The sequence below is a fragment of the Devosia enhydra genome (assembly GCF_900119845.1).
Classification (GTDB): domain Bacteria; phylum Pseudomonadota; class Alphaproteobacteria; order Rhizobiales; family Devosiaceae; genus FPKU01.
In genome coordinates this window covers 50,108-64,142 of record NZ_FPKU01000002.1, presented here as the reverse complement: position 1 = coordinate 64,142, position 14,035 = coordinate 50,108, and the positions used below count along the sequence as shown (strand labels likewise).

Annotated in this window: 16 protein-coding genes; 12 read left to right on the top strand and 4 right to left on the bottom strand. The window is 66.6% G+C overall.

The genetic code is table 11. From position 1 onward, the window contains the following. The first annotated feature begins 200 nt into the window (after positions 1–200). The 4 genes from BT183_RS09455 to BT183_RS09440 all read left to right on the top strand — a co-directional run bounded on the left by BT183_RS09455 (position 201) and on the right by BT183_RS09440 (position 5,011). On the top strand, positions 201–2,366 hold the full coding sequence (locus tag BT183_RS09455) for a mechanosensitive ion channel domain-containing protein (protein ID WP_072342011.1): 2,166 nt from the start codon (positions 201–203) through the stop codon (positions 2,364–2,366). Between the two features lie 81 nt (positions 2,367–2,447). Next, positions 2,448–3,143, top strand: coding sequence for a hypothetical protein (locus BT183_RS09450; protein ID WP_143145745.1), 696 nt, complete (start codon positions 2,448–2,450; stop codon positions 3,141–3,143). 47 nt (positions 3,144–3,190) lie between these two features. Then, entirely contained in the window at positions 3,191–3,868 is a 678-nt protein-coding gene (locus BT183_RS09445; protein WP_084603551.1) for an HAD family hydrolase, read from the top strand. A gap of 291 nt (positions 3,869–4,159) precedes the next feature. After that, positions 4,160–5,011: a cell wall hydrolase gene (locus BT183_RS09440; RefSeq protein ID WP_143145744.1), complete on the top strand. Its 852-nt coding sequence runs from the start codon at positions 4,160–4,162 to the stop codon at positions 5,009–5,011. Between the two features lie 43 nt (positions 5,012–5,054). Here the strand turns inward: BT183_RS09440 and BT183_RS09435 are convergent, their stop codons facing one another. Together BT183_RS09435 and BT183_RS09430 are read right to left on the bottom strand one after the other, a co-directional pair. Beyond that, positions 5,055–5,522 carry a hypothetical protein gene (locus BT183_RS09435; RefSeq protein WP_084603422.1) on the bottom strand — a complete coding sequence of 156 codons (468 nt, stop codon included), beginning with the start codon at positions 5,520–5,522 and terminating at the stop codon, positions 5,055–5,057. A 76-nt stretch (positions 5,523–5,598) separates the two neighbouring features. Then, entirely contained in the window at positions 5,599–6,360 is a 762-nt protein-coding gene (locus tag BT183_RS09430) for a sulfite exporter TauE/SafE family protein (RefSeq protein WP_072342002.1), read from the bottom strand. A 245-nt stretch (positions 6,361–6,605) separates the two neighbouring features. Here BT183_RS09430 and BT183_RS09425 point away from each other — a divergent pair, with 245 nt between their 5' ends. Genes BT183_RS09425 through BT183_RS09395 form a run of 7 tightly spaced genes read left to right on the top strand, consistent with a single transcriptional unit; the run spans position 6,606 to position 12,198 of the window. Continuing rightward, positions 6,606–7,628 carry a TRAP transporter substrate-binding protein gene (locus BT183_RS09425; protein WP_072341999.1) on the top strand — a complete coding sequence of 341 codons (1,023 nt, stop codon included), beginning with the start codon at positions 6,606–6,608 and terminating at the stop codon, positions 7,626–7,628. Positions 7,629–7,637: 9 nt separating this feature from the next. Next, positions 7,638–8,156, top strand: coding sequence for a TRAP transporter small permease (locus BT183_RS09420; RefSeq protein ID WP_072341996.1), 519 nt, complete (start codon positions 7,638–7,640; stop codon positions 8,154–8,156). Beyond that, on the top strand, positions 8,153–9,436 hold the full coding sequence (locus BT183_RS09415; protein WP_072341993.1) for a TRAP transporter large permease: 1,284 nt from the start codon (positions 8,153–8,155) through the stop codon (positions 9,434–9,436). The genes BT183_RS09420 and BT183_RS09415 overlap by 4 nt, the downstream gene beginning before the upstream one ends. Beyond that, positions 9,433–9,819 carry a cupin domain-containing protein gene (locus BT183_RS09410; RefSeq protein ID WP_143145743.1) on the top strand — a complete coding sequence of 129 codons (387 nt, stop codon included), beginning with the start codon at positions 9,433–9,435 and terminating at the stop codon, positions 9,817–9,819. Before BT183_RS09415 ends, BT183_RS09410 begins: the two co-directional genes overlap by 4 nt. Next, positions 9,801–10,703 carry an NAD-dependent epimerase/dehydratase family protein gene (locus tag BT183_RS09405; protein ID WP_072341987.1) on the top strand — a complete coding sequence of 301 codons (903 nt, stop codon included), beginning with the start codon at positions 9,801–9,803 and terminating at the stop codon, positions 10,701–10,703. The genes BT183_RS09410 and BT183_RS09405 overlap by 19 nt, the downstream gene beginning before the upstream one ends. A 50-nt stretch (positions 10,704–10,753) precedes the next feature. After that, positions 10,754–11,452 carry a GntR family transcriptional regulator gene (locus tag BT183_RS09400; RefSeq protein WP_072341984.1) on the top strand — a complete coding sequence of 233 codons (699 nt, stop codon included), beginning with the start codon at positions 10,754–10,756 and terminating at the stop codon, positions 11,450–11,452. Further along, positions 11,452–12,198 carry an SDR family NAD(P)-dependent oxidoreductase gene (locus tag BT183_RS09395; RefSeq protein WP_072341981.1) on the top strand — a complete coding sequence of 249 codons (747 nt, stop codon included), beginning with the start codon at positions 11,452–11,454 and terminating at the stop codon, positions 12,196–12,198. The genes BT183_RS09400 and BT183_RS09395 overlap by 1 nt, the downstream gene beginning before the upstream one ends. Before the next feature lie 49 nt (positions 12,199–12,247). Here the strand turns inward: BT183_RS09395 and BT183_RS09390 are convergent, their stop codons facing one another. Both BT183_RS09390 and BT183_RS09385 read right to left on the bottom strand, forming a co-directional pair. Further along, positions 12,248–12,523, bottom strand: coding sequence for a DUF1150 family protein (locus BT183_RS09390; RefSeq protein WP_072341978.1), 276 nt, complete (start codon positions 12,521–12,523; stop codon positions 12,248–12,250). Positions 12,524–12,613: 90 nt separating this feature from the next. Beyond that, positions 12,614–13,033 (bottom strand): Hsp20 family protein, encoded by a 420-nt coding sequence (locus BT183_RS09385; protein ID WP_072341975.1) that lies wholly within the window; start codon positions 13,031–13,033, stop codon positions 12,614–12,616. Between the two features lie 158 nt (positions 13,034–13,191). Between BT183_RS09385 and BT183_RS09380 the strand changes: the two genes are divergently transcribed. Continuing rightward, complete coding sequence (locus tag BT183_RS09380; RefSeq protein WP_072341972.1) at positions 13,192–14,025, top strand: glycosyltransferase family 2 protein; 834 nt, start codon at positions 13,192–13,194, stop codon at positions 14,023–14,025. Positions 14,026–14,035: the final 10 nt, after the last annotated feature.

Below are 14,035 nucleotides of genomic sequence, written 5' to 3'. Positions count from 1 at the left end.
GGCCGAAAAGCCGCCGGCTGGCGAGCCCCCCATTCGTCTGCGCAAGCAAAGCTTGCCGGTTGGGCCGAATTGCGGTCCCATTCGGGCCTTAAGGGCGTATGGCATTACGGATGAAATATCCGCTGCGCCCGTCCCGTTTCAGCCTTGCAGCGTTCCGCGTCGTCACTTCGCCCAATCACTTTCAACGAACATCAGGTTCCATGCCCCCTCTTGTCCGTAACCTTATCGTGGCCCTGTTTGCCAGCCTTTTCATGGCCATCCCCGTATCGGCGCAGGAGGCATCCACAACTGAGACGGCTCCTGCCGAGGCGGCTCCGCTCGAAACCCTCGTCGAAGTGCTCAAGGACGACGCGGCCCGCCAGACGCTGATCGAGGAGCTCGAGGCGCAGATCGGCAACACCGCCGGCCCCGTCGAGGCCGCTCCGCCTCCGGCCCCTTCGCTCGGCGGCCGGCTCGCGGACATGACCAAGCAGACCGCCGAGGTGGCGGCCGATTCGGCGGCGCGCTTCTGGCGCCAGCTCACCGGCCTTCCCGGCACGCTGGGCGCCATCGGCAGCGGCGACTTCGATGCGCTCGGGCGGCAATTGCTCGACCTCGTGCTGCTGGCGCTCATTACCTATGCGACATTTCTTGTGCTGCGGCTCGTGGGCGAGCGGCTGCGCCGCCTGCTGCTCGCCAAAGCCCGCTTCGGCACCGCCGTGGTGCGGGTTCTGGCCGCGCTCTTCATCACGCTGGGCAATCTCGTGCTCGTGGCGCTGGCCTGGGCCATCGGCCACATCGTGGCGCTCACTTTTTTCGGCACGCCGGGTTTTATTGCCTTCCATCATTCGGCCTTCCTCAACGCCTTTCTCCTCGTCGAGGGCAGCCAGGCGCTGATCCGCGCGCTTCTGTCTCCCCGCCGGGCCGAGCTGCGCGGCCTGCCGCTTTCGGATGCCGACGCCTATGAGCTGACCCGACGGGCCCGGGTGCTGGTCTCGGTTCTGGTGTTCGGGCAACTGCTGCTCGTACCCATCGCCAATCGCAGCCTTTCTGCCGATGCCGGCACCATGGTCTCGGTGGCGGTTCTGACCGTGATGCTGGCGCTGCTGGTCAACCTCGTGCTCAACTATCGCGAGCGGGTGACCGCGCGGCTCGTGGCCTTCACCCATGCGCGCGCCGGCTCGGGGATGAGCTTTCTCGCCCAGTTCTGGCACCTGCCGGTGCTGGCCTATCTCATCGGGCTCTTCGTGGTGGTCGTGGTGCAGCCCACTACCGAAGTGCTGCCCATCCTCGGCAATACCGCCAAGCTGGTCGCCGCGATCGTGGCCGGCTTCATGGTCTCGCACCTTCTGGGGCGCCTGATCATGGGCGGGGTTCGGGTGCCGCCGCGGGTGGCCGAGCGCGTGCCGCTGCTCGAGACGCGGCTCAACGCCTTCGTGCCGAAGGCGCTGGGGGCGCTGCGCCTCCTCGTCTTCATCATGGTGTTCGCCTTCGTGCTCGACCAGCTCGGGCTGTTCGATCTCGGCGGCTGGCTCGAATCCGAGCTGGGGGCGCGGGTGGCGACATCGACGCTCACGGTGGCGGCGATCCTGCTTGCGGCCTTCGTCGCCTGGCTCACGCTCAATTCCTGGGTCGATTATCGCTTCCACCCCGATTCCGGCCCGCCGCTCAAGGCGCGCGAGCGCACGCTGCTGGTGCTGATGCGCAATGCCGCCACCATCGCCATCGTGGTGATGGCGGCGATGTTCACGCTCTCGGAAGTGGGCATCAACATCGCCCCGCTGCTGGCCTCGGCCGGCGTCATCGGCCTTGCGGTGGGCTTTGGCGCCCAGAAGCTGGTGCAGGACATCATCACCGGTATCTTCATCCAGCTCGAAGGCGCCATGGATGTGGGCGACGTGGTGACGATCGCCGGGGTCACCGGCTCGGTCGAACGGCTCACCATCCGCTCGGCCGCGCTGAGGGACGGCAATGGCGCCTATCACGTCATCCCGTTCTCGGCGGTGACGACGGTCTCGAACCTTTTGCGCGGTTATTCGGTCGCCATGTGCGACATCGCCGTGGCCCATGCCGCCGATCTCGCCGCGGTCAAGGCGGCGATGGCCGATGCCTTCGCCTGGGTCAAGGCAAGCCCGGCGGGCGAGGGCGTGATCGGTGAGTTCGACTGGGTCGGCGTCGAGGCCATAACCGAGACCGGGGTGACGGTCAGGGCCCAGATCAAGGCGCTGCCGGGCAAGCAATGGCCGGCCAAGCGCGCCTTTCTCGCCAAGGTCATGTCGGTGTTCGAAGAGCGCGGCATTCCGCTGGCCGGCCCGCAGCGCATCGCCGTCTTCGCCCCCGCCGATCCCCCGGCCGCGGCCCTGCGGCACCAGCCGGTGCCCGAGTGAGGGCACATGGCGCGGGGGCGCTTGCCGCGCCGGGAACGAGGGGCTAGCATTTCCGTTGAGGGGCAGGAGAGGAGACAGGCCATGACCGACCACCAGTCCCATAATTGCGCATCATGGGGCAGGCTTGCCCGGAAGAGCGTGGCGCTCATGGCGCTCTGCTCGGGCCTGGGCATGGCGGGGCTCGGTCTCTCCGGCCCGGTGCAGGCACAGAGCCTCGAGGCCATCGCAGCCGCCGAAGAGGCGGTCTATGCGGCGTGGGAAGCCACGCCCCTGACTTTCCGCGAGGCGCTGTTCGTTGCAAGCGAGGATGCGGAGTTCGGCGATTACGAGGCGCGCCCCGATGCCGTGTTCGCGCCGGGCGAGCCGATCATCGTCTATGCCGAGCCGGTGGGTTTCGGCTGGCTGGCGGAAGGCGATGGCTATCGCTTCGGCTTCGACATCGATCTCGAAATCCTCTCGCCCGAGGGCACGGTGCTGCTCGAGCAGCCCGATTTCCTCCAGGTCGTGCAGCAGTCACGGGTGCGGGTGCGCGATTTCCTCATCGTCATGACGCTCGATCTCTCGGGCGCCGAGCCTGGCAATTACCAGTTGCGCTACCGGGCGCGCGACATCGCCTCGGACAAGGCTGCCCCGATCACGCTCGATTTTTCCGTCGCCGAGCCAGAAGCGACAGAGGGTGCGCCGGCCAATGAGGCGGCCCCTGCCGAGGGTACGGCGCCCGCCAATGACGGGGCTCCCGCTGCTCCGACCGATGCGGTGCCGGCAAACCAGGGCTGAGCCGGCACGCCCTTTCAGGCCCGGGCAAATCGCCCTATATCGGTATGATGTTCAAGACGCCCGACACCAGCCTCAAGCCCTTTTCCGCCGTGATCTTCGACATGGACGGCACGCTGCTCGACACCGAAGCGGTGTTCCGCGAGATCGTGTTCGACGTGGCCCGCGACCTGGGCTTCGAGATGACCGACACCATCCAGCTCTCGATGGTAGGGTCGAGCCACGAGGCGACTAACCGGCTGCTGGTGGAAGCCTATGGCGTGAGCTTCCCCTATGAGCTCTTCAACGACCATTGCCGCACCCACATGCATGAGCGCATGGCGGGCGTCGTGCCGGTCAAGCATGGGGCGCGCGACTTCATCGACGAATTGCGCGGGCGCGGCATTCCCCTTGCTGTGGCGACCTCGTCGCGCTCGGTGCACGCCCATACCCATCTGGGCGGGGCCGGACTGCTCTCGATGTTCGAAACCATCGTAACGCGCGAGGATGTGACCAACCCCAAGCCGCACCCCGAGCCCTATCTCATGGCCGCCTCGCGGCTGGGCATCGATCCGCTGCACTGTCTTGCGGTCGAAGATTCCCATGCCGGGGTGCGCGCCGCGGCGGCGGCCGGCATGCAGACCATCATGGTGCCGGACCTGCTCCATCCCTCCGAAGAGGTCGCTGAACTGTGCGCCGCGGTCCTCGAAAGCCTGGAATCGCTGCACCATCTCGCCTTCCGGCGCTGACCAGGCGCCGCGTGATTGGCCGGCGAAATGTGGCCCAGCGGCAACGATGGTAAACGAATTAACTTTTAGCCAATCCCGAAACCTCGCCTTCACCACCCCATAAGTCCCTGAATTTCAGGGCTTTCCTTGGCTTGTCCCAGCCATTAACCTTGCTTTAAGTTGCTAAGGAGCATGGTTAAGCGTCTGTAAATTCTGATTCCATCGCGAGACGCACTCGGCTAGGTTCGGGGTCTCGCATCAGGACGCTTGCTGGTGCTGCCTTTGGGGGCGGTGTCGGGGGAAGGACGGGGATTGACGGGACTGGAAGCTGCCAATGCACGGCGCTGGCTCGCTCGCTCGATGACTTTCGTCATCGCGATGCTGGCCATGACGTTTTGCTTTGCCATCACGGCTCGTGCCGAGAACGCCGCGTCCGCCGGCGTCATGCCCGCACCCCTGTCGAGTGAACTTGCGGCCCTTCGCGCCAAGCCGGCTCAACCGGCCCTGACCAGCGCGGTGCTGTCCGCCTATGTCGAGCGCCGCAAGGCGCTGGAATCCTTCAACGCCTTCGACGTGCCGGGCCCGCCCCAGCCGCTTACCGGCGATGTCCTCTCGAGCTATATCGAACGCCGCAGCAATCCGGCCCTCGACGCGATCGCGGCGGTCGACTTCGGCAGTTCAACCGTCTCGACCGATGCGCTCGCCGCCTATGTCCAGGGCGGCTACGTGCCCACCGGCAAGCGCGTGAAGCTGGCGACCGAAGAGCGCGACTGCCTTGCCAAGGCCATCTACCACGAGGCGCGCGGCGAGAGCGAAGACGGCCAGTGGGCGGTGGCCAATGTCATCATCAACCGCGCCTTCTCCAAGAAATATCCCTCGACGCTGTGCGGCGTCATCTACCAGAACGCCGACAAGGGCCGCTATCGCTGCCAGTTCACCTTCGCCTGCGACGGTCGTTCCGATGTCGCGACCGAGCCGCGCGCCTGGCGCCGCGCCCAGCAGATGGCCGAGGACGCCTATGCGGACTATGTCAAGGGCGACACGCCCGACATGCTGCCGCGCTCGGTGCTCTATTATCACACCACCGCTGTTGCCCCGCACTGGTCCAAGAGCTTCCGCCGCGTGGCGGCTATCGGCTCGCACATCTTCTATTCGCCCAACTGAGAGCGGGCGCCCGACGCTGAGCCCCGGGCGCAACCGCGTCTCGTTAAGGGAATGACCGTTCCTTGGGCGAGATCGGCTTGGTGCGGTCAACCGGCTTGAAGCCCTTGCGCGCCGTGCGACCCGCCTCAGGATGCTGCGCATCGCCGAGGGATCGCCGCGCCGCCAGCGCCGAGCGGGCCCGCTCCACCATATCGCCGCGTTTGGCCGCCGCGCGCCGCCGCTCGCGCTCCTTGTTCACCCGCGCGACGGCTTCGCCAAGGATCGCCGCCTTCTCGCGATTGCCGGCATCGGCCTGATCAAAGCCCGCCGGCCTGTCGCTCTTGCCGCGCACCGCCCGTCTCTGGCGGTTGGCCAACTGCTGGGCCCGGTCGCGACGCTCGCGCAGCCAGCCCAGCGCGTCGCCCAGATCCTTATCGGACAGATCCGCGATGGCGGGATGACGGGTGGCCTCGACGCGGGCGAATTCATCGGCATCGAGGGTGCGTTGCTGCTGCTGGCGACGTATGCTCATGAGATCTCCTTGATCGTTGGTTGGGTCCTTCGTGGGTATCGAAGGGCCAACGCGAGACCAAAGCGGGGCGTTCCCCTCAGGCGAGGCCGATAAGGCCGGTCGCACCATCCCAGATGAGCTTGAGGGAAAACACCGCCATCAGCGTATAGGCGATGCGGTAGAAGGCCTTGCCTGAGATGCGGCGAACAAGAAAGACGCCCGCCGCCATGGAGAGGAGGGCTGTGGGCACGAGCAGGGCCGAGAGCAGCAGATTGGCGGTCTGTAACTGGCCGAGGAAGTAATAGGGCACGAGCTTGACCGCATTGGCGATGGCAAAAAACACTGCCACCGTGCCCGCGAACACTGCCGGCTCCAGCCTCTGGGGCAGGACATAGATGTGGAACGGCGGGCCGCCGGTGTGGCTCACAAAGCTGGTGAAGCCCGAAACGCCACCCCAGATTGATCCCCAGAGCCGCGAGGGCGGCAGGCCCGAAAGCTTCTTGCGCAGGGGAAAGATGGCATCGATGACAAAGCCCAGCGTGACGAGACCGACGGCGAGCCGCACCGCGCTTTCATCGACCACTGCCGAGAGCGCCCAGCCGATGCCGATGCCGGCAAGGCAGCCGGGCAGCATGATGGCGAGGATGCGCCGGTCGAAGTGCCGGGCATAGATGAAGAGCGCGATGGCGTCGGTGACCAGCATCACCGGCAGCAGGACGCCGGCGGCATCGCGGGCCGACATCACGAGGCTCAGGAGCGGCACGTTGATGGCGCCGAGGTTGGAGACGATGCCGGATTTCGACATGCCTACCACGACGCCGGCCAGCATCACGACGGCGATGAACAGCGGATCCGGCATGAAAGGCGCCCGGGCAAGAAACTGCGCGGCACATGCGCCCAAGCCCGATCATTGTCAACCGCCTCGCAGTCGCGGGCAAATGCATGGAGGCCGGGGCGTTGGGCACCCGCTGGCAGCCGCCAGGCGCCGACATCATCCCAGCCAGCATCGACCACCCACCCTCTTGCAGCCAACCCCGCTTCATGATTTGATCAAGTATCAAAGATCAATGATCGGCCAATGCGCCGAGGAGGAGGCCCCAGACCATGACCATCACCGAAACGATGACACGCCGCCGCATGCTCGCCCTTTCGGGTGCCACACTGGCCGCCACCGCGCTGCTCGGCACGGGCCGGGCCTTTGCGCAAGCCACGACGCTGCGCGTGGGCCATGTGCTGGCGCCGACCCACCAGTTCCATCTGGGCCTCGAGCTGGCCGCCAAGACGCTCGCGGCGAGCTCTGCCGGCCGGGTGGACCTGCAGGTCTTTCCGTCGTCGCAGCTGGGCACCGAGCGCGACATGAATGTCGCGATCCGCACCGGCGGCATCGACATGCTGCTGGCCTCGCCGGGCGGCGCCAGCGTGCACCTCAAGGAACTCGCCATTCTCGATGCGCCCTATCTCTTCCGCGATAATGCCCATTGGCAGGCCGTGGTCGATGGCGAGATCGGGCAGGGCTGGAAGGAGCGCATGCTGGCCGAATCGGGCGTGCGCATCGTCGGCTGGTTCCATCGCGGCACCCGCCATGTGATCTCGCGCAACGGCCCCTATGAGACGCTCGGCGCCATCGCCGGCCAGAAGGTGCGCGTCGCCGACCTGCCGCCCTATCCGCAGGTCTTCCAGGGCTTTGGCGCCGTTCCCACCCCCATCCCCTTCGGCGAGATGTATCAGGCGCTGGAAGCCGGCGTGGTCGATGGTGCCGATGCGCCGCTCGATACCATCCTCGCCCAGAAGCTCTTCGAGGTGGCCAAATACGTCAACCTCATCGCCTGGTCGTTCGCGGCGCCCGGTCCGATCCTGATGGCCGATGCCTCTTGGCAAATGCTCTCGGCCGAGGACCAGCAGGGGCTGGAAGCCGCCATCGCCGAAGGCTCGGCGCTGGTGACGGCGGCGTTCACCGAGGGCGAGGAGAAGGTCAAGGCTGACCTCCAGGCAGCCGGCATGACGCTGGTAACCCCCACCGACCTCGACGCCTGGCGCGAGGCAGCCGCCAAGGCCATCCCGACCCTCGCCGACAGCTGGGGCGGCGATGTGGAGCTTTATGCCCGCATCCGCGACTACGCCGCCTGAGGCCGGGTGATGCGCAGGCTCCTCGACGCCCTCACCGTGGTGCAAACCTGGCTCGGACGCGCCGAGGAGCTGGTCGGCATGCTGCTGGTGGCTGCCCTCGCTATCGTGGTCAATCTCCAGATCTTTGCCCGCTACCTCTTCAACGCGCCCTTCATCTGGCCCGAGGAGGTGGCGCGGCTCTGCCTCATCTGGATCGGCTTTGTCGGAGCCGCGGCGCTGACCCGCCGGGGCGCCGACATCGCGGTGGATACCTTCGTGCTGATGCTCCCCGAGCGCGGCCGGCGCCTCGCAACCATCCTGCGTGATGTCGTGATGATCGTGGTGTTCCTCTTTATCGCCGTGCAGGGACAGGCGCTCGCCAAAGCCGTGGGCTCCATGCCGCTGATCGCCACGGGCTGGTCGACGGCAGTGCTCGCCTGGCCGGTGATCGCCTGCGGCGTGCTGACGGCGTTCCACTGCGCGCTGCGTCTGTTCGCGACGCTCCTGGGCGACAGGATTGAGTCCGGCGAGACCAAGGTGCTGACATGAGCCTTCTCTACATCGTCGCCCTTCTGGCCCTGCTGTTTGCGGGAATACCGGTCGCCACCTCGTTGATCATCGTGGGCGTGGGCGGCATCATGCTGGCCGGCGTCCCGGCATCGATGGTGGGGCAGAGGCTGGCCTTCGGCATCGACAGCTTTTCCCTCATCGCCATCCCGCTGTTCCTGCTCATGGGCAATCTCATGAACGCCAGCGGCATCACCATGCGCATCTATGATTTCGCGGTGACCATGGTGGGCCATTGGCGGGCCGGGCTGGCGCAGGTCAACATCATCAATTCGCTGATCTTTTCTGGCATGTCCGGCTCCGCCCTTGCCGATGCGGCTGGCATGGGCACCATCGAGATCAAGGCGATGAAGGCCAAGGGCTACACCGCCTCGTTCGCCGCCTCGATCACGGCGGCCTCGGCCACCATCGGGCCGGTGATCCCGCCCTCGACTGTCGCCGTGCTCTATGCCTTCGTCGCCGACGTGTCGGTGGGGCGCATGTTCATGGCCGGCATCGTGCCCGGCATCATGATGGTGATCACCCTGATGATCATTGTGCGCTGGCGGGCCCGGGTGCTCGACGTGCCGATCTTCCCGCGCGCGCCCTGGTCCGAACGCGGCCGGGCCGCCTGGTTCGCCGCTCCCGCGCTGATCGTGCCCTTCATGATGATCGGCGGCATGCGCACCGGCATCTTCACGGCCACCGAAGTGGCGGCAGTGGGCGCGCTTTATGCGCTCGTCCTGGCCGGCTTCTACTACAAGACAACCTCGCGCGCCGACATGGTGGGCGCCTTCCGCGAGACGGCGCTCTCGACCGGCGGCATCCTCCTCATCGTCGCTTCGGCCAATGTGTTTGCCTGGATCCTGGCGCGCGAGCGCATTCCGCAGGAGATCACCGAGGCCATCGTCGCGATGAATCTCTCGCCGCTGATGCTGCTGCTGGTGATCAACATCATCCTGCTGATCCTGGGGATGATCCTCGATGCCGCTGCCATCCTGATCCTCGTCACGCCCGTCGCCGTACCGGCGGTGATGGCGCTCGGCATCGACCCGGTGCATTTCGGCATCGTCATGATCGTCAACATGATGATCGGCATGCTGACCCCGCCGGTCGGGCTGGCGCTGTTCGTCGTCTCCAACGTCGCCAAGGCGCCACTGGCCTCGGTGGCCCGCGATGCGCTGCCCTATGTGGGCGGCTTCCTCGTGGTGCTGGCGCTGCTCACGCTTTTCCCGCAGCTCACGCTCTGGCTGCCGAACCTCGTCTACGGAACCCCATCGTGACCATCCCCGTCGCCCCATCTGCCACCGTCCCCGAAATGATGCATGGCGGCGCCGAGCGCCTGCCCATCCGCTGGGCCAATACCGCCGAGCCCCCGGCCCGCATCGCCCGATACAGGGTGGAGCCGGGCGCGTCGGTGTCGCTGCATGTCCATACCGGCAAGGCCGAATACTGGGTGATTACCGAAGGCGAAGGCGAGGTGCGGGTGGGCGCGGAGCGCTTCGCGGTCGCCGAGGGTGATGTGGTGCTGACCCCACCGACCGTGCCGCATGGCCTGCTTAATACCGGCACGGTGCCGCTGGTTTTTCTCAACATCGTTCAGCCGACGGGTGAAACGATCACCTCCACCGAGCTCGGAGGCCGAGGATGGAGCGCATTCTCGTGACCGGGGGCAGCGGCATGCTGGCCCAGCATGTCGCCGAGGCCGCCCTCAACTGGGGCCTTGGCGTCACGCTTGCCGATATCGCCTGGCCCGATGATCGCATGTGGGTCACGGGTCCCGATCGGCTGAGCTTTGACATGCGCGATCGGAATGCGTGCAAGGACGCGGTGCGCGGCATGCGCGCGGTCATTCATTGCGCCGCCGTGGTCGGCCCGGCAAGGGCGCGCGCCGATGCGCTCGTAACCTTCGATGTCAATGTGGCGGGCACCGCGGCTTTGCTCGAAGCGGCCCATGGCGAGGGCGCGCGGCTCCTCAACATGTCGACCGCGACGCTCTATGGCAACCGGCCGGACCTTGCCCCACTGGATGAGACCGATCCGCCCGATCCGCTGACCGTTTATGACGGCACCAAGCTCATGACCGAGACCTGGTGCGCCTCCCATCGCCGCACCTATGGCAGCGATTGCGCCTCATTCCGCACCGGCTTCGTCTATGGGCGCGGCAACCAGATCGGGGAATATTTCCTGCCCCGCGTACTCAAGGGCGAGCGGGTGGAAGAGGCGGCGGGCGGCGATCACCCCTGCGATTTCACCTATGTGGTGGACCTTGCCGAGGCGCTGGTTATGGCAGCCACCGCGCCCGCCCTGCCGCACGATGTCTACAACATCACGGGCGGTGTGCTGCGGACGCGCGGCGAGTTTGCCGATGCCGTGCGCCGGCTCGTTCCGGATGCGCAGATCGTGCAGCCGCCCGGCATCGATCCGGCGCGGCATCTGCGCGGGGCCTGCCGCATCACGCGGGCCGAGGCCGATTTCGGCTGGCGGCCGCGCTTCGACCTCGATGCCGGTCTTGCCGATTGGCGGGCGCGGCTCGAAGCCCGCGCATGAGCGGGGCGGCCCGTGCTAGGCTGGAGCGGTGCGCAACCTGACTGGCGATAATGAGCGAAGACACCCCCGACAGACCCTCCCCGATCCAGCATCGCAAGAAGGCGGACCTTGCCTATGAATATCTGCGCGAGCAGATCATCAACGGCAATTACGCGCCGGGCCGCCGCATGACGCTGGCCGACCTGTCGCAGGAGCTGGGCCTCTCGCACATGCCGGTGCGCGAGGCGCTGTTGCGGCTCGAACGGGAAGGCCTGCTCGAAAGCGAGCCGCACAAGGGCATGCGGGTGGTGCGGCTCTCGCTGCGCGACGCGCAGGAGCTGTTCGAAATCCGACGCGAGCTCGAAGGTCTTTCGGCTTATCGCGCCGCGCTTTCGGGCGACAGGGAACTTCCCGGCGATCTCGAGGCAATCAATGCCGATTTCGCCGATGCCCTGGCGCGCAGCGATTTCACCGCCATGGGGTCGGCCAACTGGATGCTGCACCGCCGCATGCTGCAGGCGGCCGACAGTGTGCAGCTGACGCGCCTGCTCGAGGACCACTGGGCCTCGTCTTCGCGCTATCGGTCAGGCTATCGGCTCATTCCCGGCCGTGCCCAGCACACCATCGCCGAACATGCCGACATCATCGCGGCGATCCGGTTGGGGGATGCCGAAGCGGCGCGGGCGGCGGCACGCGAGCATATTCGCCGCGCTGGGCTCGAACTCGAGGCCATCGTTTTACATGAACAGTCGCGCAAGGACGATCAGTGATGGCTCAACTCACAGCGACACTGCCCGGGCGCGTGCTCGTAACCGGAGCGGCCGGCGGCATCGGCCTGGCGGTGGCCGAGGCGCTGATCGCGGCCGGGGTCTCCGTCATCGGCTCGGATCGCCGGGAGCGTCCTGAGGGCATCGCCTGCGACTGGATCGCGGCCGATGTTGCTACGCCTGCCGGCCGCGCGGCGATTGCGGAGGCGGCCGGATCGATCGACGGGCTGGTGCTGACGGCAGGGATCATCGATGCAAAGGGCTGGGCGGAGAGCGATGAGGCCGAGGCCGAGCGCATCCTCGCGGTCAACCTGCTGGCGCCGTTTTTTCTTGTGCGGGCGCTCGATCGCCTGATCGCCGACGCCGGCGCCATCGTCGTCATCGGCTCAATCGCGGCGACGCGCGGCTCGCCGCTCACGCCGATCTACGCGGCGAGCAAGGCGGGGCTGCACAATCTCTCCGCATCGCTGGCCCTGGCGCTGGCGCCGCGCGGCATCCGCGTCAACGTCGTGGCGCCCGGGCTGATCGACACCCCGCTGACCGACGCCCTCAACGACCGACTCGCAGGGATCAAGGGACTGAGCGTGGACGAGATCGGCCGCGAACGCGTGGCGGGCATTCCGATGGGGCGGATGGGCACATCGCGCGAGGTCGCCGACGCGGTGCTGCATCTTCTGAGCGATGGCGCCCGCTATACCACGGGCGCAACGCTCTATCCGACCGGCGGGGTGATGGCCGGCGCCATCTGAGCCTTGGACCGTCCGGAGGCACCAGGTGCGCCCCGGAGCAGGGCAGGGGTCAATGGACGGTGACGACGCCGAAATTCTTGTCGGCCAGCCATTCGGCCACCGCTTCCGGGCTGTCGCCCACCATCAGCGGCGAGCCATCGGCGGATACGACGAGGTGATAGTGGCCATCGTCGTCGAGTTCGGGCTGCTGCATCATCTCGGCGAGCGCTTCCCCACCGATGGGCCGGATGAACACCACGGCCTTGCCGCCCAGCGCCATGAACTCGGCCGGCGAGAGATCGCGCAGCGGGTTGGCGAAGGTTTCGTTGCGGTTCTTGTCGAGCATAATGTTCCCCTTTCTAGGCAGAACGGCTGCGTATTGACGTGAAATGCTTGAGCGCGCGGTTCGTTCGCAGAAGGTTTGATGAGCATGCACTCATTGGCTGCGAATGGCGATACGTCGCGCTGCCTTCGTGGCCTTGGGTCGAGTGACTGTGATCACCAGCATGCCATGATTGAGCACGGCATCCCCGATCACCACGCCATCGGCGAGCAGGAAGGCCCGCTGGAACTGCCGCGCGGCGATGCCGCGATGCAGGAACTGGCGCGTCTGGTCCTCGCGCTGTCGGCCACGGACCACCAGCTGGTTGTCCTCGGCCACCACCTCGAGCTCGTCCTCGCGAAAGCCGGCGACGGCAATCGAGATCACGAAGCGCTCCGTGCCGTCCGCTTCCACCAGCCGCTCGATATTGTAGGGCGGATAGCCATCGGACGCCTTGGCGAGGCGGTCGACGCGCTCCTCAAAGCCATCAAAGCCCAGAAGGAACGGCGCCGAAAAGAACGACAGGCGAGTCATGTAAGCGATCCGTCCTTTGCTCAAGCAACGTATCGAGCCAGCCCTTCGATATGGCACCGGCTCCGGCCCATGATATGGGACGGTGGCGGGCCCCGTTCAAGCCTCGACCACAGCCCTGCGCCAGTGTGCGCCGGTGACCGTTAACGGAGTTGTCTTTCGTGACCATCGCCATCGTCATGCCCGCCTTTCGGGCACAAACGCTGATCCTAGAGGCAGTCGGGAGCCTCTTTGCCCAGACCGATCCGGATTGGGCGCTGGTGGTGGTGGGCGATGACGGGGAGGACTATGAGGCGCTGCTTGGCCGGGCCGGGCTCTGGGACCGGCGCTGCCGGTTCATCTCGTCGGCCAGGATCAAGGGCGGCGCATCGCGGGCCCGCAACATCGCGCTCGATGCCCTCGATACCCCCTATGCCGCCATCCTCGATGCCGATGACCGGATGAAGCCCGAAAAACTGGCGCAGATGCGCCGCGCCTTTGCCGAGCATCCGGTGGTCTCGACCGCCCTCGATGTGATGGATGACCGCTACCGGCACCTGCGCTTTGTCGGCGACGGCGACGATCGCGTGCTGCCGGCGCGCGACTACAAATTCACCTGCCTCTCGATGGATTCCATGATCGGCTGGGACCGCAGGCGCTGCGATGGCCGCTACGATCCGGCCCTGCCCAACCTCACCGACCTCGATTTCCTGATGAAGCTCTGGCGCACCGCCGAGGGCACTTTCCATCTGGGCACGCCGCTGCACGACTATGTCAAGCTCACGGTCTCGATGAGCAACGGACCGGGCGTGACCGAGCGGATGATCGGGGTCAAGCGCCTGCTGCTCGACCGGCTGGCGCGGGGCGACTATCCGATGCAGGGCGAAGGGGCGGCCGATGGCATCGCGCGGTTTCTCACCCTCTCGCTCGATGCCGAACAGCGCTACGAGGCGGCAATGGCCGAACGGCCGGGCCTGCTGTTCGAGGATCACCTCGAGCCGATGCTCGCCGGCTAGGTCGTTTCAC

Coding starts and splice junctions, on each gene's coding strand:
- BT183_RS09400 (WP_072341984.1), top strand. CDS start 10,754: ATGAGCGAAGACACCCCCGACAGACCCTCCCCGATCCAGCATCGCAAG.
- BT183_RS09405 (WP_072341987.1), top strand. CDS start 9,801: ATGGAGCGCATTCTCGTGACCGGGGGCAGCGGCATGCTGGCCCAGCAT.
- BT183_RS09390 (WP_072341978.1), bottom strand. CDS start 12,523: ATGCTCGACAAGAACCGCAACGAAACCTTCGCCAACCCGCTGCGCGAT.
- BT183_RS09455 (WP_072342011.1), top strand. CDS start 201: ATGCCCCCTCTTGTCCGTAACCTTATCGTGGCCCTGTTTGCCAGCCTT.
- BT183_RS09430 (WP_072342002.1), bottom strand. CDS start 6,360: ATGCCGGATCCGCTGTTCATCGCCGTCGTGATGCTGGCCGGCGTCGTG.
- BT183_RS09395 (WP_072341981.1), top strand. CDS start 11,452: ATGGCTCAACTCACAGCGACACTGCCCGGGCGCGTGCTCGTAACCGGA.
- BT183_RS09415 (WP_072341993.1), top strand. CDS start 8,153: ATGAGCCTTCTCTACATCGTCGCCCTTCTGGCCCTGCTGTTTGCGGGA.
- BT183_RS09435 (WP_084603422.1), bottom strand. CDS start 5,522: ATGAGCATACGTCGCCAGCAGCAGCAACGCACCCTCGATGCCGATGAA.
- BT183_RS09450 (WP_143145745.1), top strand. CDS start 2,448: ATGACCGACCACCAGTCCCATAATTGCGCATCATGGGGCAGGCTTGCC.
- BT183_RS09445 (WP_084603551.1), top strand. CDS start 3,191: ATGTTCAAGACGCCCGACACCAGCCTCAAGCCCTTTTCCGCCGTGATC.
- BT183_RS09420 (WP_072341996.1), top strand. CDS start 7,638: ATGCGCAGGCTCCTCGACGCCCTCACCGTGGTGCAAACCTGGCTCGGA.
- BT183_RS09425 (WP_072341999.1), top strand. CDS start 6,606: ATGACCATCACCGAAACGATGACACGCCGCCGCATGCTCGCCCTTTCG.
- BT183_RS09385 (WP_072341975.1), bottom strand. CDS start 13,033: ATGACTCGCCTGTCGTTCTTTTCGGCGCCGTTCCTTCTGGGCTTTGAT.